Origin of the sequence: Mesorhizobium sp. ORS 3428, assembly GCF_001854785.1 — a bacterium.
GTDB lineage: Bacteria > Pseudomonadota > Alphaproteobacteria > Rhizobiales > Rhizobiaceae > Mesorhizobium.
Genome location: NZ_MDFL01000115.1, coordinates 156,827 through 174,544, shown reverse-complemented (window position 1 = coordinate 174,544; position 17,718 = coordinate 156,827). Strand labels below are relative to the sequence as shown.

Here is a 17,718-nt window from a genome sequence, read left to right as displayed (position 1 = left end):
CGAAACCCTTGGCGCAGCCCCCTTTCTCCCGTCACTATACGGGGAGAAATGCCCGGCAGGGCAATGAGGGGGAGCGCGAGCGGTGGAAGTAGTGCCCAGGCAGCGGTTCGGCCCCGCTAAACTGTCAATGTCGGCGCCGCCCCTCATCCGCCCTTCGGGCACCTTCTCCCCGTGGAACGGGGAGAAGGGAAGGATCTCAATACTTCTGCGGCACGTAGAGTTCGCGCGGCAGCACCTGGCGCTCATAGTCCGGATTGAAGACGCGCTCCGGCAGCGTGATCTCCTCGTGCGGCACGTCCTCATAAGGCATCTGCTGCAACAGGTGGTCGATGCAGTTCAGCCGTGCCCGCTTCTTGTCGTTGCCCTCGACGATGAACCAGGGCGCTTCCTTGATGTTGGTGCGGGCGAAGGTCTCTTCCTTGGCCTTGGTGTACTGTTCCCAGCGCACGCGCGACTGCAGGTCCATGGGCGACAGCTTCCACTGCTTCATCGGGTCGTGGATGCGCATCAGGAAGCGCAGCTGCTGCTCCTCGTCGGTGATCGAGAACCAGTACTTCACCAGCGTGATGCCGGAGCGAACCAGCATGCGCTCGAATTCGGGCACGTCGTGGAAGAATTCCTCCACCTGATCCGGGTGGCAAAGCCCATGACGCGCTCGACGCCTGAGCGGTTGTACCAAGAGCGGTCGAACAAGACGATTTCGCCGCCCGCCGGCAGATGCGGAACATAGCGCTGAAAATACCATTGCGATCTCTCGCGCTCGGTCGGCGCCGGCAGCGCCACGACGCGGCAGATGCGCGGGTTGAGCCGCTGCGTGATGCGCTTGATGACGCCGCCCTTGCCGGCGGAGTCGCGGCCCTCGAAGATCACTACCAGCTTCTTCTTGTGGTAGGCGACCCAGGACTGCAGCTTGATCAGTTCCGCCTGCAACCGCAGCAGCTCGCGAAAATAGGTCTGGCGCTCGATCGAAGGCGGATGCGCGTCGTTGTATATTCTGGCGATCTCAAGCGAGAGCGCGGGCTCGGAAATCTCCAGCTCATAGTCCTCATCGAGCGTGTCGGCGAGTTCGGCTTCAAGCCAGTCCTTTGCCGCGGAATTCCCTTTGACTTCCTTCATCGCGCTGTTCCTGCCTTTCAGCCATCGTCGCTTCGGGCGCGTTCCGGCCGCAGCCGGAAACGCCACTGCGTAAGCCGACTGGGATACAGACGCGCAATGACGGTTTTATTGCAACCGTAGGCTCGGCAAGGCGTTGGCGTGAAGCGCGTTGAAAGGGATTGAGGCGACGCGCTTCAAGTGTCTTTGTTTTGATCGATGATGTGGCGACAGGCTGTTCGAATTGTCCTAGAAATGCCCTCGCCTCTTTCCGGCGCCCGCCGCGGYGCTCCTTTTCAATCCGATCGCGAGGACCCGATATGGAATACCGTACCCTTGGCCGCTCCGGCCTGAAGGTTTCGACATTGACCCTTGGCACTATGACCTTCGGTGGCACGGGGCCCTTCGCCGCGGTCGGCAACTCCGACCTTGCGGAGGCCAGCCGCATCATCGACACCTGCATCGATGCCGGCATCAATCTGATCGACACCGCCAATGTCTATTCCAGCGGCCTGTCCGAAGAGATCGTCGGCGCGGCGCTCGGCGGCAAGCGCAAGAACGACGTGCTGATCGCCTCCAAGGCGCGCATGCGGATCGGCAACGGCCCCAATGACGAAGGCCTGTCGCGCCATCACCTGATCCGCGAATGCGAGCGGAGCCTGAAGCGGCTCAAGACCGATGTCATCGACATCTWTTTCCTGCACGAATGGGACGGCGTCACGCCGCTGGAGGAGACGATCGCCGCACTCGACACTTTGGTCAGCCAGGGCAAGGTCCGCTATGTCGGCTGCTCCAACTATTCCGGCTGGCAGGTGATGAAGGCGCTCTCGATCAGCGACAGCCAGCATCGGCCCCGTTTCGTCACGCAGCAGATCCACTACACGCTGGAAGCACGCGAGGCCGAGTATGAGTTACTGCCGATCTCGGTCGACCAGGGCCTCGGCGTGCTGGTGTGGAGCCCGCTGGCCGGCGGCCTGCTCTCAGGCAAATACAACCGCGACAGTCCTACCGCGCGGCAGCTTGGCGGCTGGTCGGAGCCGCCGATCCGCGACGAGGATCGGCTGTGGCGGATCGTCGACGTGCTGGTCGAAATCGGCAAGGCGCGCGGCGTGTCGGCCGCGCAGGTGGCGCTCGCCTGGCTGCTCGGCCGCCCGGCCGTCAGTTCGCTGGTGATCGGCGCCCGCAACGAAACCCAGCTCAAGGACAACCTTGCCGCGGCAAGCCTGACCCTGTCCCTTGACGAGCGCATGCGCCTCGACGCCGTCAGCCGACCGCCGGTGCTTTATCCCTACTGGCACCAGCAGTTCACGGCCAAGGACCGGTTCGGCCCGGCCGATCTGGTCCTCGACCGCAGCGAGATCTGAGCGCCGTCAGCCCGTGATGTAGCGCCAGATTTCCGGATCGGGATCGATCTGGCCGCTCAGCACGAAATATTTGTAGAGGACGAGCAGCGAGATGGCCTGCTCGTCCTTTTCGTTGAGGAAGGTGCGGCAATAGGCGTTGGCGGCGGCGACAATGCGCTCGGCCTCGACCGGATGCTTTTCGAAATAGGCGACCTTGTCGGCGACGTCAGAAAAGTCGGGCGCCAGCGGCACGTAATGCACGTTGGCCTCAAGCTGCGCTTCGGCGAACCAGGTCTCGTATTTCGGCGGCGGCATCAGGCAGAGCGAGTTGGAGCTCATGATCCATTTCAGGTTGGTCGCCACATCGTTGCCTTCGAGCGAAACGATGTAGCGGTAGCGCCGCTGCTGCTCGATGGTCAGGTAAGGCTTGCGATATTCCGGCTTCGCCGTCTTCTTCGGCGTCCCGACATCGCAGAACGGCAGGTGGCGCACCGCCTCCAGGAACCGGGTCCGGATCGGGTTGTTGAGCTCGCCGCGCCACACGACGCCCGGGCGCTTGTCGGCGAAGGACGTCCTGTCGCGAGGCATCCGGAAATGACGGAACTTGTCGAGCTTCATGATCACGGCCTTGCCGTTGCCGCTCCTGATCGGCCGATCCTTCACGATCGAAGGCTGCTTGGGCACGGCAACGACGTCACCGAATTCGAGATCGATCAGCAGGCCGCGATCGAAGTAGCGGGTGAACTCCTTCAGATCGTAATAGTACATGCTGCCGAAGCTCGGTATCCGCCCCGCTGGCACGGCCTTCGCGCTCGGCACGAAACTATGGTCGAGCTTGTTGTAATAGTTGACGCGAGCGCGCACCGTTTCGCCGGAGAGCTTCGCTTGCCGCAGCCGGCCGGCCAGGCGGTGGCGAAAGAGAATCTGCGGCGCAACATCGCGCGTGATGTTGCGCACGAAATAAAATACCCGCGCTGCGGTGCGTGAGGGCGAGGCCATGCGTCCGTCGTTTCAAAGATTGGTGGCGGAGTAGTCCGCCCGCGCCTCCTACACATTGTGCCGAGCATCTTGCAAGCCCACGACCTCGGACGAACTCGCAAGAGCGTAAATGCTCGGAGGCGTTTTGYGGGGAGGTCACGCAGCGACGACGGCGAAGCCCCTGGCGCGCAGCCCGCGCCGGTCGTCATGCAGCGAGGCCACCAGCCGGTCGCGGCTGCCGGCTATGTGAGCCGAGAGCAGCCGCGCGGCCGCGTCGGCATCGCCGGTCCGCACGGCCGCCAGGATCTGATGGTGCTCGGCCCAGGCGCGACCAAGGGCCGCTTCGTCGCGCACTTCCAGCCAGCGGGCGCGCGACAGCCTGGTCATCGCGTCGCGCACCGCTCGCAACAGGAACTCGTTGCCGGAAAGCCTGGCGAGCTCGATGTGGAAGTCCATGCCGACGCGATGCCATTCCTCGCGCGGCGTGTCGGCGTCGCAGGAATCGAGCATCGCCGCGATCACCTCGACCCCGCTGCGATCTTCCAGCGCAGCCGTCAGCCGGACCGCCGCCACCTCGACCGCCTCGCGGTAGACGGCGATCTGGCCTAGCTCGGCAAGATTGATCGGAGCCACCGTCCAGCCACGGCCGTCGCGCCCGATCAGCCCTTCGGTCTCGAGGCGCAGCAGCGCTGCCCTGACGGGCGTGCGCGAGGCGCCGAATCGGCTTTCGATCCAGCGCTCGGTCAGCCGCTCGCCCGGGCCGATCTCCAGCCCGAGGATCATTTCGCGAAGCTGCCTTTCGACATTCTGCATCTGCGACATTTGTCGTTCCGCTCTTCGGCGCCGCATTGACAGCGGCTGGGTTGAGGTTCATGACGGATACCAGTTTGGTATCCCAAAGCGGTATCCGGAACAATAGCGGATCATCGGGCAGGCACGGTATGGCGCACGGCACCACGGAACAGAGCGGCTACAACGTCCATTGGCGGCGCAATCTCGCGGTCTGCTTTGCCGGCTCGTTCAGCACGCTGATTGCCATGACGCTGCTGTTGCCCTTCCTGCCGCTTTATGTCGAACAGCTTGGCGCCGAGGGGCACGCGGCAATCGTGCAATGGTCGGGCATCGCCTATGGCGCCACCTTCTTCGCCGCGGCGCTGGTGGCCCCCTTGTGGGGGCGACTCGGCGACCGTTACGGCCGCAAGCTGATGCTGGTGCGGGCCTCGTTCGGCATGGCGATCTGCATGTCGCTTACCGGCATGGTTGAGAGCGTCTGGCAGTTGGTGCTGCTCAGGTTGCTGATCGGCTTTGCCGGCGGCTATTCTTCCGGATCGACCATTCTGGTCGCAATGCAGACGCCGAAGGAGCGTTCCGGCTTGGCGCTCGGCGTGCTGTCTGCCGGCATCACGGCGGGTTCGCTGGTCGGGCCGCTGCTCGGCGGCGTGCTGCCGCCGGTGATCGGCATCCGCGCGACTTTCCTGCTCTCCGGCGGTGTCATCTTCCTGGCCTTCCTGGCGACGACCTTCCTGATCAAGGAAAACCCGCCTGCGCCTTCGGTGAAAGCTGCCTCGACGGACAAGCCGAAGAGCGGCTGGTCGCAGATCCCGGACAAGCGCCCGGTCGTGGCGATGCTGACGACCAGCATGCTGCTCGCCTTCGCCACCATGTCGGTCGAGCCGATCATCACCGTCTATGTGCAGCGGCTCGTCGAAGACCAGAGCAGGGTGACGATGGTTGCAGGCGTGGTGATGTCTGCGGCAGCCCTCGGCACCATCCTTTCCTCGTCATGGCTGGGCAAGCTCGCCGACCGGGTCGRCCATTGGAATGTCGTGGTCGGCGCACTCRCCGTCTCGGCATTGCTGCTTATTCCACAAGCTTTCGTTACCGACGGCTGGCAGTTGATCGGACTGCGCTTCCTGATGGGCCTGGCGCTGGGCGGCCTTTTGCCCTGCATCACCAGCGTCATCCGCCACAACATTCCCGACGGCGTCGGCGGCAATGTGCTGGGATTGTCGATCTCTGCGCAATATGTCGGCCAGGTCGCGGGGCCACTGGCCGGCGGTTTCGTCGGCGGGCATTTCGGCATGCGGGCGGTGTTTCTCGGCACATCGGTGCTGATGGCGCTGGGAGCGGTCTACAACTGGATTGTCCAGTCGCGGCGGGCGCGGCATATGCTGGTCGAGGCTGGCGAGTCCTGAGAGAGGCTTGTCTCTCTAACGCAAAACGGAGCGTCCGATATGAGCATTGCCGCACAACCATCAAACGGCGGCAGCCGTATCTTCGTCCTGGCGGGCGGGCTCGTCGGCGCGGCGGGCGTGGCGCTTTCGGCGGCCGCCGCGCATCGCGGCGGCGCCTTCACCGCCACCGCCGCCTCGTTCCTGTTGACGCATGCGCCGGTCTTCCTCGCCATCGGCCTTGCCGGCGGCAACCGGTGCCTCAGGATCGCGAGCCTGGTGCTGCTCCTCGGCCTGCTCTTGTTCGCGGGCGACCTGCTTGCCCGCGATTTCCTCGGCTCGCGATTGTTTCCGATGTCGGCGCCGATCGGCGGAACCTTGCTGATCGCGGGCTGGCTGGCGATCGCCGTCTCGGCGCTGTGGCGCCTCCGGCCTTAAAGCGCGTCGCGATCTTTCAGATTCGCACCATGCGCTTTAGGTTTTGATTTTACGCATGTCTTTGTCCCGAGACGGATTCCCACCTTCGGGAGACATGCGTTAGCCCAATCCCGGCGATTGTCGCGAGAGAAGCCGCGGAATCGGATTATTGCCGCTGCGCACGCGGTTTCCACCTGCGCGCCTCTGCTGCGCGCAGCCGTTCAGGCCGCTCGGTCGCCGGTGAGATGCCCCAGTAATTGCGGTAGATGTCCTGGAAAAGGTGGCTGATCGGATGCATGACTGGCTTCCTTGAGTTGAATCGATCCAATCGATCGGAACAAATATGAACTTGGTTTCACGCGCGCTTACGCTCCACGATGAAGCGTGGCTCGCGCTTCCACGGGCTTGCCCTGCCACGGCGTTTCTCGCTCGCCACGGCGGAGGCGATGCCCCAATCGTTGCGGTATACCTCTTCGAACAGATAGTTGATCGGATGCATGGTACCCTCCTTCTCAAGCCTGCTCTTGATTGCGCGAAAACGATCTTGGATCGATTCAAATCATAGGCTCGCGACCTTTGAAGTCAAGCAAAATTTGAATCGATCCAATGAAAATGTTAGATGACCGGCAACCATTACGCGGTCATGCTCGCAACGTGACCGGATTCGGAGGAGCGACATGCCATCACCCATCGAAGGCCAGGCACGACCCATCCGGCTGGCGGATATCGCCAAGGCGGCCGGCGTGTCACACGGCACGGCCTCGAACGTCTTCAGCCGCCCGGAGGTCGTGCGTCAGGAGGTGCGAGAGCGGGTCAAAGCGGTGGCTGAGGCCATGGGGTATGCCGGCCCCGACCCCAAGGGGCGCCTGCTGCGCGCCGGCAAGGTCAACGCCATCGGCGTCGGCACGACAGAGCCCCTCTCCTATTTCTTCGAGGATCCTTTTGCCCGCGTCATGATGGCCGGCATTTCCGAAGCCTGCGATGCCACGGGCGCGGGCATCGCCCTGGTCTCGGCCGCGAACCAGGAAAAGCTCGCCTGGAACATCCAGAGCGCGCTCGTCGACGGCTTTATCCTGTTCTGCATCGAAGGCGGCTCGCGCCTTGTCGACCTGACGCGCGAGCGCAAGCTGCCTTTCGTCGCGCTCGAGCTCGGCTTTCACGATGAGACCATTTCGGCGATCGGCGTCGACAATATTGCCGGCGGGCGGCTCGCAGCGCGCCATCTCGCCGAGCTCGGCCATCGTCGCTTTGCGGTTCTGTCGCTGACCCTCGGCGAGGTCCGCACCGGCTTCGTCACGCCGGAAATGGTCCGCTCGGCTGTTTATACGGGGACTCGCGATCGTCTCGCCGGCTATTTCGAGGAACTTTCCCGCTTCGGCGTCGACACGACAAAGATCCCGATCTTCGAGACCGAGAACGAAGAGAACAGCACCAGGGCCGGGCTCGAAGCGATCTTCGCCGGCGGCGAGCGGCCGACCGCCATCCTGGCGATGTCGGACCGGATGGCCCTGATCGCCATCGAATGGCTGACCGCTCGGGGACTCAAGGTGCCGCAGGATGTTTCCATCGTCGGCTTCGACGGTGTGCCGGACGGCGCGCTCTGCGACCCGCCGCTGACCACGATCGCCCAGCCGATCACCGAGATCGGCCGGCGAGCGGCTCATATGATCCTCGACTTCGACGGCACGGTGCGCCGCGAGACGATGGGCGTCGAGCTCGTCGTGAGGGCCTCAACCGGCCCTGCCCCGAAGACCTGAGAGAAGTCAGTATCCCCCTACCCTTGCCGGCATCGCTTGTGCGCCGAAAGCAGCGCGCGAAGCTTCCTCGCGAGCAGGCTTTGCGCGGACCGAACCAAGACCGGCGATCCATTCGAGATACAGCGCCAGCGCGAACTGCATGGCGATGCCGGCGGCGATCAGCAGCGTATCATAGGCCAGCCCTCCCGGGTTGATCAGCTTCAGCACCTGTGCGGCCATGGCGATCAGCGTTCCGGCGATGAATACCGGCAGCGAGCGCTTGCCGAGGATCGCCAGCGGATTATCGGGCCTGGCGCGGAAGAGGTTCGACACGGCCGGCAAAGCGACGACCAGATAGCTCACTGCAAGGATATGCAGCAGCCTCGGCAGCGACAGGAAGGTCTTGTCGAAGCCGCCGATCACCACAGGCAGGTTGAACCAGGTGATCTGCCCCCAAAGCGGGCTGTGCACCCAGATCGCCGCGCCGGCCACGTAGATGCCGGCCGCGCCCAGCAGCCACGGATTGACCGGAATCCGCCCGCCGCGTTTGACATGGAGCATGGCGGCAAGGCCGATGTTGAAGAGGAACTGCCAGGACAGCGGGTTGAGGAACCAGAGGCCGGGCTCAGGATAGTTTGGCGGCGCGATCTGCCAGATCCCGGCGACCAGCCACAGCAGGCCGGACACGACCAGTGCCGCCACCGGTCTGTAGCTGACGAACAGCACGAAGGCAGGTGCCGCCAGAAGCAGCGCCGCATAGACCGGCAGGATGTTGTTGTAGCCGAGCTGATGACCGAGCGTGACGATGCCCAGAAGCACCTCCGGCGTGTTGCGCATCAGCGGCTCGATGTTGATCATCTTCAATAGCTCCGGCCGATGGGAAAACACTGCCGCAGCGCAGAACATGCCGATCACCACCATGGTGATGACGATGTGAGCGACATAAAGCACGCCGGCACGCCGCCACATCTTCAGGGTCGCCAGCAGCCTGCCGCCAGGCTTGAACTTGGTGCCATAGGCAAGTGCTACCGAGATGYCGGAGATCAGCACGAAGGCCTCGGCCGCATCGGAGAAGCCGAGATTCTTGTAGGTCAGATTTTCGAAGATCGTGCCAGGGACATGGTCGACGAAAATGGTGAGCAAGGCGAGAGCGCGCAGCACATCGATGCGCGTGTCGCGATCGTTGATACGCGTACCGCGATCATTGATACGCGTGCCGCGATCGTTGATACGCATATCGCGTTGAGAGACAGGCATGTCGCCTTGGGAGACGGGCATGGTCATCGACAAAAGGCCTCAAAGCTGGTCGTTCAGTGGGCAATGCGACCCCCGGCGCACCGCTTCGATTCCTCCCGTTGGGAGTTTATCGGCGCTGAAACGGCCCGAAATGCGCCCRGTTCAATCAACTTTCGCGGAGCCCGAAAACATTCCGTTTTAAAGCCGGCAAATCAACAAAACAGTCATGAAATCAAATGGGTATGAGCGTGTCCGAATATTCCGAGAAAAACAACGCCCTGCACCGAGATCTTAGCTTTGCCTATCGATTGCTGAGGCCGGCGAATGCGAGCGGCGAATGCCTTTTCGTGCTGCATGGATCAGGTGTGGACGAAACGACGCTGGCGCCGTTGGCGAGGCAGATCGCCCCGCGCGCGATGCTTGTCGCGGCGCGCGGCCGCATCCGCCAGGAAGACGGTTTCCGCTGGTTCGAGCGAATCACGCCGATCAGCTTCGAGCAGTCGAGCATCCGCGCGGAGACGGCCGCCTTCGCCCAATTCGCAACCGACGCGGCCAAGCGCCATGGGCTCGACCTCTCGCGCTCGACCTTTCTCGGCTATTCGAACGGCGCCAATCTGGTTTCCACGCTCATGCTTCTTCACCCGGGCCTCGTCAGGCAGGCGGCGCTGCTGAGGGCAATGCCGGTGCTCGATGACGCGCCGGCGACCGCGCTTGCCGGAACGCGGGTGCTGATCGTCGCCGGAGCCGCCGACCAGACCTACGGCCCCTTCGCGCCGGCCCTGGTAAGCCTGCTGAGTGAGCGCGGCGCCGAGGTCGATGCCCGCATCGTCGCCTCGGGCCATGAGTTCGGCGACGCGGACGCCGCGATCGCAAGGCAATGGCTAAGCGGACCTAATCCGGTCGCCTGACCTCGCAGCCACCGCCGTTTCGGGACAATGCTCGCTCGCCGTGCGGCCTTTCCGCGAGATATGACGCAGGCCGAACACCCCAAGTGAGTCACCGAAAAGTAAGCTATTTCACAGGCAAATGCCGCCCGGGCACCCATTGTCCACAGCGGCGACATATATCTGTTACAAACCGCCTATCGTGATACTGTTCACTGAGGGGGGAGGTCTCAATGACCGACAAGAACAGCATCACACTGCTCGACGACACCTCGCAATTGCCGGTGATCGCGGCCAATCCGGGCGAGATCGCCAGGATTGAAGGCGGCATCGACATCCGGGATCGGGCTGGCATCTCGGTCTTCGGCGACCGCGCCCAGCAGGCGGTCAGTGACTACGCCGACAAGATCCTCTCGCAGATCCGCAACCGCGACCTCGGCGACACCGGAGCGCTTCTGACCGACATCATCATGAAGGCCAAGAACCTCGATCCAGCCTCTTTGAAGGAGGAAGGGTTCCTCAGCAACCTGTTCTCCTCGTTCAAGGGGCGGCTCGAGCGCTTCAAGGAGAAATACGAGGATGTGGCCGGTCAGATCGACCGCATCGGTCTGGAGCTCGACCGCCACAAGGATACGTTGAGGCGCGACATCGCCGTGCTCGACGACCTGCACGAGCAGACCAAGGACTCGATCCTCAAGCTCGACGCCTATGTTCAGGCGGGCAAGAAATTCGTCGACGACTACCGGGCCAATGAACTGCCGAAGCTGCAGGCCGCGGCAGACGCCAAGGGCGGCGATGCCGGAGGCACGCTCGAAGCGCAAACCTATCAGGACGCCGTACAGGCGCTCGACCGGCTGGAAAAGCGCATCTTCTATCTCGTTCAGGCGCGCCAGCTGGGCATCCAGCAACTGCCGCAGATCCGCATCGTGCAGGCGGGCGACGAGACGCTGATCGAGAACCTGCAGGCGACTTCGGCGCTGACAGTGCCGGCCTGGAAACAGAAGATGATCATCCTGCTTGGCCTCACCAACCAGAAGTCGGCGCTCGAACTGCAGAAGACGGTGACCGACGCCACGAACGAGATGATCCGCCAGACCTCCAAGATGATGAAGGATCAGGCCATCTCCATCGAGGAGCAGGCGCAGCGCGRCATCGTCGATGTCGAGACGCTGGCGCAGGCCAACCGCGATCTCATCGATACGGTGCAGGGCGTGCTCAAGGTCCAGCAGGAGGGCCGCCAGAAGCGCGYCGAGGCCGAGAAGCAGATGGACCAGATGACCGCCGATCTCAAGAAGGCGCTCACACAGGGCTGACGGAGCCTCGATGCCGAAATCGCTTTCGTCCGTTCTCGTGCTGGCGGTCGCGCTGCTGCTGGCGGCCTGCAATTCGAGCGACGTGAAATTCTCCATCGTCTCGGGCTCCGAGAACACCGTGCTGGAGCCGATCGTTCAGGAATTCTGCGCCAAGCAGGGCGCGGCCTGCACCATCTCCTATCAGGGTTCGCTCGATATCGGGCTCGGCCTGCAGAAGCCAAGCGGTCTCGACCAGGACGCGGTGTGGCCGGCGTCAAGTGTCTGGGTCGACCTGTTCGATTCCGGCCGCAAGGTGCGTAACCTTACCTCCATCGCGCAGATGCCGGTCATCCTCGGCGTGCGCAAGTCCAAGGCCGAAGAGCTCGGCTGGATCGGCAAGGACGTGTTCATGAAGGACATCCTTGCCGCCGTGAAGGACGGCAAGCTCAAATTCCYGATGACCTCGGCCACGCAATCCAATTCCGGCGCCAGCGCCTATCTTGCCATGYTCTCCAGCGCGCTGGGCGGCAAGGAAGTGATCCAGCCCGGCGATCTCGACAATCCCGCGATGCACGACACAGTGAGTGTCCTCCTGCAAGGCGTCGAGCGCTCGTCCGGCTCGTCGGGATGGCTCTCCGATCTCTATGTCGATTCCGCCCGCAAAGGCACTTTCTACGACGCGATGTGGAACTACGAAGCGATATTGAAGGAAACCAACGACAAGCTGAAGCAGATGGGCGACGAGCCGCTCTATGCGATCTATCCGGCCGATGGCGTCGCTGTCGGCGATTCCCCGCTCGGCTTCATCGACCACGGACGCGGCGCGGATGTTGAGAAATTCTTCACCGACCTGCTCGCCTATCTGCAGTCGGACGCTGTGCGCAAGCGCATCGCCGACACCGGCCGCCGGCTGCCGCTCGGCGGCGCCGCGGTCCAGGCGACGGCGGAGCCTGCGTGGAATTTCGATCCGGGCAGGCTGGTGACATCGATCCGCATGCCTGAGCCGGCAGTGATCCGCAAGGCGCTCGACCTCTACCAGGAGGTCCTGCGCAAACCTTCGCTGACGGCGCTCTGCTTCGATTTCTCAGGCTCCATGGAGAATGAGGGCGAAAAGCAGTTGCAGCAAGCCGCGCAGTTTCTGTTCACGCCGGAAAAGGCAAGCGAGGTGTTGGTACAGTGGACGCCGTCCGACCATATCTTCGTGCTGCCTTTCGACAGCACGGTGCGCGACATTTTCGACGCGAGCGGCGATCCCGCGGGTCAAAGCCAGCTGCTCAGCGCTGTGGCAGATCAACATGCCGGCGGAGGCACCGACATGTATGCCTGCGCCGCGCAGGCACTCCAGAAGATCCTGGCCACCGCGAACCTCACGAAATACCTACCCGCCATCGTTATCATGACCGATGGCCGCACCGACGGCAGCGCCGAGCCCTTCCTTGCGCAATGGCGCCAGGCGCCGGTGCGGGTGCCGGTGTTCGGCATCACCTTCGGCGACGCCGATAAGAGCCAGCTCGACAGCCTTGCCAAGGCGACCTCGGCGCGCGTCTTCGACGGCAGCGGCGACCTCGCCGGTGCCTTCCGCGCTGCGCGCGGCTACAACTAAGGCTGACAATGCGTGGCTTGTTCGGCAATGACTGGAACTGGATCGTGGCGGGCCTCGTCTCGGCCGCGCTGCTGATCGGACTCGGCACCCTCACTCATTTCCCGTTCCTGGTTTCGGCAGTGATCTCGGTGCTGGTCTTTGCCGGTCTGGTCTTCGTGCTGGCGCCGCGCCAGCTGTTCGAAGGGCTCGATCTCGGCTCGATCGGCGGCGGTCAGGTGGCGTTCGCGCGCGAATTGCTGTCACAGGCACAACCAGCCGCCGACAGGCTGGCGGCAGCGGCCAGTTCGATCGCCGACAAGGACATGAAGGCCAAGGTGAAGAACCTCGCCGATATCGCCGCCGACGTCATCTCCAGGGTCGAGGCAAAGCCTGCAAGCGCCGCCTCGGTGCGGCGTTTCCTTACCTATTACGTGCCGCAAGCGGCGGAAGTCGCGGAAGGCTATGCAACGCTGGCGGACCGGCGGGCGCCCAACCGGCAACGGCTTGCCAGCGTCGGCGCGGTGATCACCAAGCTGCAGGACGCCTTCGTGCACTATGCCGACAGCTTGGCAGACTCCGAGCTTGGCACGCTCGACGTGGACCTTCGACTCATTCAGGAGTCGCTGAAAGAGGATATCGGTCGCTGATGGCCCTTTCGCGCCGCGCTTTCGGACTGGGATTGCTGGCCGCCGCCGCGGCGGGCACCGGTGGCTATCTGACGTTGAAGGACAGGCCGGAGTTCCGCGGCTATCTCGGCAGTCGCACGCATCTGTTCGGCTTCATCGGCGGCGAGAAGCAGGCTTTCCTCGCCGATCCGGATGTCGCGCATGCGCTGGGCGGCTACGGGCTGGAGCTCGACGCGCGCGTTGCCGGCTCAGTCGAAATGGTGCGCGAGTCTGCCTTGCTGACGCAGAAGCCGCAATTCCTGTGGCCGTCCTCCTCAATCATGGTCGACCTCGCGCGCAAGAGCGGGGTGGCGGTCCGCAACGACCAGGTCGTGCTCAACTCGCCGATCGTCGTCTACACTTGGGGGCCAGTGGTCGAGGCCCTGAAGAAGAGCGGACTGGTCACTGTCTCCGCCAAGGGCGGCTACAACCAGCTCGACCTGAAGGCGCTGCTCGATGCCGTGCTCACCGGCAGGAACTGGTCGGATCTCGGCATCGGCGAGCTCTACGGCCGGACGCGCATCGTCTCCACCGATCCCAACCGTTCGAATTCAGGCTTCATGTTCGCGGGTCTTGTGCTCAGCCTGATGAGCGGCGACGTGGCGACGCAGGACCTGCTCGCCCGACACGGCGAAGAGGCAAGGGCGATCTTCCGCAGCATGGGGCTGAAATCGTCTTCGTCAGGCAAGCTGTTCGACCAATACATCGCGGGCGGTCTCGGCGCCGAGCCGATGGTGGTGGGCTATGAGAATCAGCTGGTGGAATGGGCACTCGCCGACCCGGCACGCTGGCAGCGTGTGCAGGCCGGCGCCGGTGCCAAGCCGGAGATCCTTTATCCCCGTCCGACCGTCTATTCGGCGCATCCGCTGATCGTCATCGATCCTACCGTCGACCCGCTGCTCGATGCGCTGACCAGTCCGAAGCTGCAGGAACTCGCCTGGTCGAAGCACGGTTTCCGTGGGCCGCTAGGCACTGTGGCCGCGGGCAGCGACACGATCGCTGGCGTGCGCCCGGCGGAGATCGAAGCGGTGCTGCCGATGCCTTCCGCGGATGTGATGCTAGCGCTGCTTTCGCAGTTGGAAGTCTAGACGCGCCTTCACCTGCATCGCAAATCCGCTCACCCTTGCCCCATCCGGTTCCAGGCATCCAGGCCGGCAATCTTGTAGGCTTCGGCCAGCGTCGGATAGTTGAAGGTGTTGTTGACGAAGAAGTCGACGGTGCCGCCGAGATTGATCACCGCCTGGCCGATATGGATGAGCTCGGTGGCGCCCTCGCCGACGATATGGGCTCCAAGCAGGCGGCGCGTCTCGACCGAAAAGAGAAGTTTCAGGAAGCCTGAATTGACGCCCATGATGTGGCCGCGCGAGGTTTCCCGGAAGCGCGCCACGCCGACCTCGTAGGCGATTCCGCTCTCGCGCACCTGCTCCTCCGACTGGCCGACGGTGGAGATTTCCGGCACGGCGTAGATGCCATAGGGAAAGCTCTCCGGCGGCGGGGGCAGCGCCACGCCGAAGGCATGGCATGCGGCCACCCTGCCCTGCTCCATCGAGGTCGAAGCCAGGCTTGGGAAGCCGATAACGTCGCCGGTGGCGTAAATATTGGGGACGCTGGTCTGGAAGGTCTGCGGATCGACCTTGATACGCCCCCTGGAGTCCGCCTCGATGCCGACCACATCGAGGCCAAGGCTGCCGAGATTGCCGCTGCGGCCGGCGGCATAGAGCACGATCTCGGAGCGGATGGTGCGGCCGTCGGCAAGCGTCACCTCGGCACAGTCGGGCTTGGAGGCGATTTCCTTGACCGTGCTGCCCAGACGAATGGTCATGCCGCGGTCGCGCATCTGATGGATGAAGTCGTCGACGATCTCGCGGTCGACGAAGTCGAGGATGGTGTTGCGCGGCTCGACCAGCGTCACCGGCACGTCGAGGGCCGAGAAGATGGTCGCATATTCGACGCCGATCACGCCGGCGCCGATGACGGTCAGCGTGCGCGGCAGCCGGTCGAGCTYCAGCATCTCGTCACTGTCGAAGATGCGCGTCCTGTCGAAAGGCACCTCGCGCGGACGGTGCGGCCTGGTGCCCACGGCGATCAGCGCATTGGCGAAACCGACCTCGCTGTAGTCGCCATTGTCGGTCGTCAGGCTGACCTTGTTTGCCCCAAGGAATTTCGCCGTGGCGCGCACGCTTTTGACAGCGTTGCGCATGAACTGGTGCTGCAGCACCTCGACCTCGTGATCGAGCGTCTTGTGCAGGCGCTCGATCAGGTCGCCGATTGAAATATCCTGCTTGACCCGGTAGCCGCGCCCGTAGAACCCGCGCTCGCGCCAGCCCGAGAGGTTGAGGACCGTCTCGCGCAGCGTTTTCGACGGGATGGTGCCGGTATGGACCGAGACCCCGCCCAGGCGACGGCCCCTGTCGACCACCAGCACGGATTTGCCAAGCTTGGCCGACTGTACCGCGGCGCGACGCCCCGACGGGCCGCTGCCGATGACGAGCATGTCGTAGTCCATTCCCCCCGCCCTCTTTGTGCGCCGCAGCAGGCTAAACTGGGAAGAGCGTCGTGTTCAACTGCCAACACGCCATTGGTCGCGGTACTGCAAATCTGCGCAATGTGACCGCTGAAAGACTTAACCGTCGGCAACGCTTGCATGTAATGGTCAGGCTCCACCGGGCGCGTCATCTAAGGTCGTGGCGCGAGACGGCTTCGAGCGACGCGCTCTAAGGCTTTGTATTTACACATGGTATTCAGGTATGTCGCCTTGCCAAACGGCTGCGCAGTCTTGGGCGGGCAAGCCTTGGGCCGGGCAGGCCAGGCCGATCCATTCCTTGAATTCGACGCCGCCTTCACCATCTGAAATGGCGGGCATCGTATTCGGATGCCGTTACGAGGAATTGACATGAACACGCGCGTGCTTGACGGCGAGATCATCACCACAAGGCTCGAGGACACGCGCGCCTATCGCGGCGTGCGGACAAGGCGCGTCTTCGCCTTCATCCTCGACTATTTCATCGTCGCGCTGCTCACCATCCCCTTCGCGATACTGGTCGCCGTGCTTGGGCTTTTGACCTTCGGCCTCGGCTGGGCATTGTTTTCCGTGCTGGTACCGGCGGTTGCCATCCTCTACATCTGGAACACRCTGGGCAGCCGCGACCAGGCAACGACGGGCATGAAGATCATGGGCATCCGGCTCGACAGGCTCGACGGCACGCGCATCGACGGYTTGACCGCGGTGGTGCATTCGGTGCTGTTCTGGGCCGCAAACGTCATCCTGACGGCGCTGGTGCTGCTGGTCACGCTGTTTTCCGACCGCAAGCGTACGCTGCACGACCTGCTTCTGGGAACCGTGGTCACACGCAGCGATATCTGACGTTGTCCGCGGCCTCCGGGGCGGTCCGCCGCCAGGTCGCTTTGTCGCTTGTGGCCAAATATGAAGGCAATCCACAGGCCGAGGGCGCACAATCCTGTTGAATTTTTCCCCGCCCGGGCCAAAGGTAGGGCGATTCGCAGGAGCGTTTCCAAGAATCGATGACGCAGCATCCGACCCAGTCGCCGCAGTTCTTCCTGACCRCGCCGTCGCCGTGCCCGTATCTTGAGGGCCAGTTCGAGCGCAAGGTGTTCACGCACCTCGTCGGCGACAAGGCGCCCGAGATGAACGATCTGCTGACGCAAGGCGGCTTCCGGCGCTCGCAGAACATCGCCTACAGGCCGGCCTGCGAATCCTGCCGCGCCTGCGTGTCGGTGCGGATCCTGGCGCAGGAGTTCACCGCCAGCCGCAACATGCGCCGCGTGATCCAGCGCAATTCAGACCTCRTCGGCGTCATGCACGACGCCCAGCCCTCGACCGAACAGTATTCGCTGTTCCGCGCCTATCTCGACGCCCGCCACCGGCGCGGCGGCATGTCCGACATGACGGTGCTCGATTATGCAATGATGGTCGAGGACACGCATGTCGACACCAAGATCATCGAATATCGGCGCCGCGGCCCGGACACCTTCATCACCGGCAAGGGCCAGGGAGAGCTGATCGCCGTGGCGCTGACCGACAAGATGGCCGACGGCCTGTCGATGGTCTATTCCTATTTCAATCCCGATCTGGAGCACCACTCGCTCGRCACCTTCATGATCCTCGACCACATCGCCCGCGCCAAGGCGATGGGACTGCCCCACGTCTATCTCGGCTACTGGGTCAACGGCTCGCGCAAGATGAGCTATAAGATGCGCTTCATGCCGCAGGAGCACCTCGGCCCGAAAGGCTGGGAACGCTACGACCACGAAGCGGTCACGCGCTGATCCGCTTTCAAGCCTTTCATCCTTAAACTGTTTCA

General features: G+C 63.5%; 17 protein-coding genes and 1 pseudogene. 11 read left to right on the top strand and 7 right to left on the bottom strand.

All coding sequences use genetic code 11. From position 1 onward, the window contains the following. Positions 1-196: 196 nt before the first annotated feature. Positions 197-1,116: pseudogene (ppk2, locus tag ORS3428_RS13910) on the bottom strand (polyphosphate kinase 2). 296 nt (positions 1,117-1,412) lie between these two features. On the opposite strand from ppk2, the gene ORS3428_RS13905 reads away from it, so the two are divergent. Further along, on the top strand, positions 1,413-2,456 hold the full coding sequence (locus ORS3428_RS13905) for an aldo/keto reductase (protein WP_071098600.1): 1,044 nt from the start codon (positions 1,413-1,415) through the stop codon (positions 2,454-2,456). A gap of 6 nt (positions 2,457-2,462) precedes the next feature. On the opposite strand, the gene ORS3428_RS13900 is transcribed toward ORS3428_RS13905, so the two are convergent. Together ORS3428_RS13900 and ORS3428_RS13895 are read right to left on the bottom strand one after the other, a co-directional pair. After that, positions 2,463-3,434 (bottom strand): glycosyl transferase family 90, encoded by a 972-nt coding sequence (locus ORS3428_RS13900; RefSeq protein ID WP_071098597.1) that lies wholly within the window; start codon positions 3,432-3,434, stop codon positions 2,463-2,465. Positions 3,435-3,569: 135 nt separating this feature from the next. Next, positions 3,570-4,235: a GntR family transcriptional regulator gene (locus ORS3428_RS13895; protein WP_071098595.1), complete on the bottom strand. Its 666-nt coding sequence runs from the start codon at positions 4,233-4,235 to the stop codon at positions 3,570-3,572. A 119-nt stretch (positions 4,236-4,354) separates the two neighbouring features. Between ORS3428_RS13895 and ORS3428_RS13890 the strand changes: the two genes are divergently transcribed. Further along, positions 4,355-5,608, top strand: coding sequence for a multidrug efflux MFS transporter (locus tag ORS3428_RS13890; protein WP_071098593.1), 1,254 nt, complete (start codon positions 4,355-4,357; stop codon positions 5,606-5,608). Between the two features lie 39 nt (positions 5,609-5,647). Continuing rightward, positions 5,648-6,022, top strand: coding sequence for a DUF423 domain-containing protein (locus ORS3428_RS13885; protein ID WP_071098591.1), 375 nt, complete (start codon positions 5,648-5,650; stop codon positions 6,020-6,022). Positions 6,023-6,167: 145 nt separating this feature from the next. Here the strand turns inward: ORS3428_RS13885 and ORS3428_RS34215 are convergent, their stop codons facing one another. Both ORS3428_RS34215 and ORS3428_RS33505 read right to left on the bottom strand, forming a co-directional pair. After that, entirely contained in the window at positions 6,168-6,299 is a 132-nt protein-coding gene (locus ORS3428_RS34215) for a hypothetical protein (protein WP_274534805.1), read from the bottom strand. 57 nt (positions 6,300-6,356) lie between these two features. Further along, positions 6,357-6,500 carry a hypothetical protein gene (locus ORS3428_RS33505; protein WP_172833687.1) on the bottom strand — a complete coding sequence of 48 codons (144 nt, stop codon included), beginning with the start codon at positions 6,498-6,500 and terminating at the stop codon, positions 6,357-6,359. A gap of 178 nt (positions 6,501-6,678) precedes the next feature. On the opposite strand from ORS3428_RS33505, the gene ORS3428_RS13880 reads away from it, so the two are divergent. Continuing rightward, positions 6,679-7,758: a LacI family DNA-binding transcriptional regulator gene (locus ORS3428_RS13880; RefSeq protein WP_071098589.1), complete on the top strand. Its 1,080-nt coding sequence runs from the start codon at positions 6,679-6,681 to the stop codon at positions 7,756-7,758. 6 nt (positions 7,759-7,764) lie between these two features. On the opposite strand, the gene ORS3428_RS13875 is transcribed toward ORS3428_RS13880, so the two are convergent. Beyond that, positions 7,765-8,973 (bottom strand): OpgC family protein, encoded by a 1,209-nt coding sequence (locus tag ORS3428_RS13875; RefSeq protein ID WP_071099257.1) that lies wholly within the window; start codon positions 8,971-8,973, stop codon positions 7,765-7,767. A 242-nt stretch (positions 8,974-9,215) separates the two neighbouring features. Between ORS3428_RS13875 and ORS3428_RS13870 the strand changes: the two genes are divergently transcribed. The 5 genes from ORS3428_RS13870 to ORS3428_RS13850 all read left to right on the top strand — a co-directional run bounded on the left by ORS3428_RS13870 (position 9,216) and on the right by ORS3428_RS13850 (position 14,484). Continuing rightward, positions 9,216-9,881, top strand: coding sequence for an alpha/beta hydrolase (locus ORS3428_RS13870; RefSeq protein WP_443136858.1), 666 nt, complete (start codon positions 9,216-9,218; stop codon positions 9,879-9,881). A 209-nt stretch (positions 9,882-10,090) separates the two neighbouring features. Further along, positions 10,091-11,170: a toxic anion resistance protein gene (locus ORS3428_RS13865; protein ID WP_071098586.1), complete on the top strand. Its 1,080-nt coding sequence runs from the start codon at positions 10,091-10,093 to the stop codon at positions 11,168-11,170. Positions 11,171-11,180: 10 nt separating this feature from the next. Next, a complete protein-coding gene (locus ORS3428_RS13860) occupies positions 11,181-12,752 on the top strand; it encodes a VWA domain-containing protein (RefSeq protein WP_071098585.1) in 1,572 nt (523 codons plus the stop codon). 8 nt (positions 12,753-12,760) lie between these two features. Beyond that, positions 12,761-13,378, top strand: a complete 618-nt coding sequence (locus tag ORS3428_RS13855) for a 5-bromo-4-chloroindolyl phosphate hydrolysis family protein (RefSeq protein ID WP_071098582.1) — start codon at positions 12,761-12,763, stop codon at positions 13,376-13,378. Beyond that, positions 13,378-14,484 carry a substrate-binding domain-containing protein gene (locus ORS3428_RS13850; protein ID WP_071098580.1) on the top strand — a complete coding sequence of 369 codons (1,107 nt, stop codon included), beginning with the start codon at positions 13,378-13,380 and terminating at the stop codon, positions 14,482-14,484. The genes ORS3428_RS13855 and ORS3428_RS13850 overlap by 1 nt, the downstream gene beginning before the upstream one ends. A gap of 29 nt (positions 14,485-14,513) precedes the next feature. Here the strand turns inward: ORS3428_RS13850 and sthA are convergent, their stop codons facing one another. Then, positions 14,514-15,902: a Si-specific NAD(P)(+) transhydrogenase gene (gene sthA / locus ORS3428_RS13845; RefSeq protein ID WP_071098578.1), complete on the bottom strand. Its 1,389-nt coding sequence runs from the start codon at positions 15,900-15,902 to the stop codon at positions 14,514-14,516. A gap of 387 nt (positions 15,903-16,289) precedes the next feature. Here sthA and ORS3428_RS13840 point away from each other — a divergent pair, with 387 nt between their 5' ends. Together ORS3428_RS13840 and ORS3428_RS13835 are read left to right on the top strand one after the other, a co-directional pair. Further along, on the top strand, positions 16,290-16,760 hold the full coding sequence (locus tag ORS3428_RS13840) for an RDD family protein (protein ID WP_071098576.1): 471 nt from the start codon (positions 16,290-16,292) through the stop codon (positions 16,758-16,760). Between the two features lie 158 nt (positions 16,761-16,918). Continuing rightward, positions 16,919-17,683 carry an arginyltransferase gene (locus tag ORS3428_RS13835; protein WP_071098574.1) on the top strand — a complete coding sequence of 255 codons (765 nt, stop codon included), beginning with the start codon at positions 16,919-16,921 and terminating at the stop codon, positions 17,681-17,683. Positions 17,684-17,718: the final 35 nt, after the last annotated feature.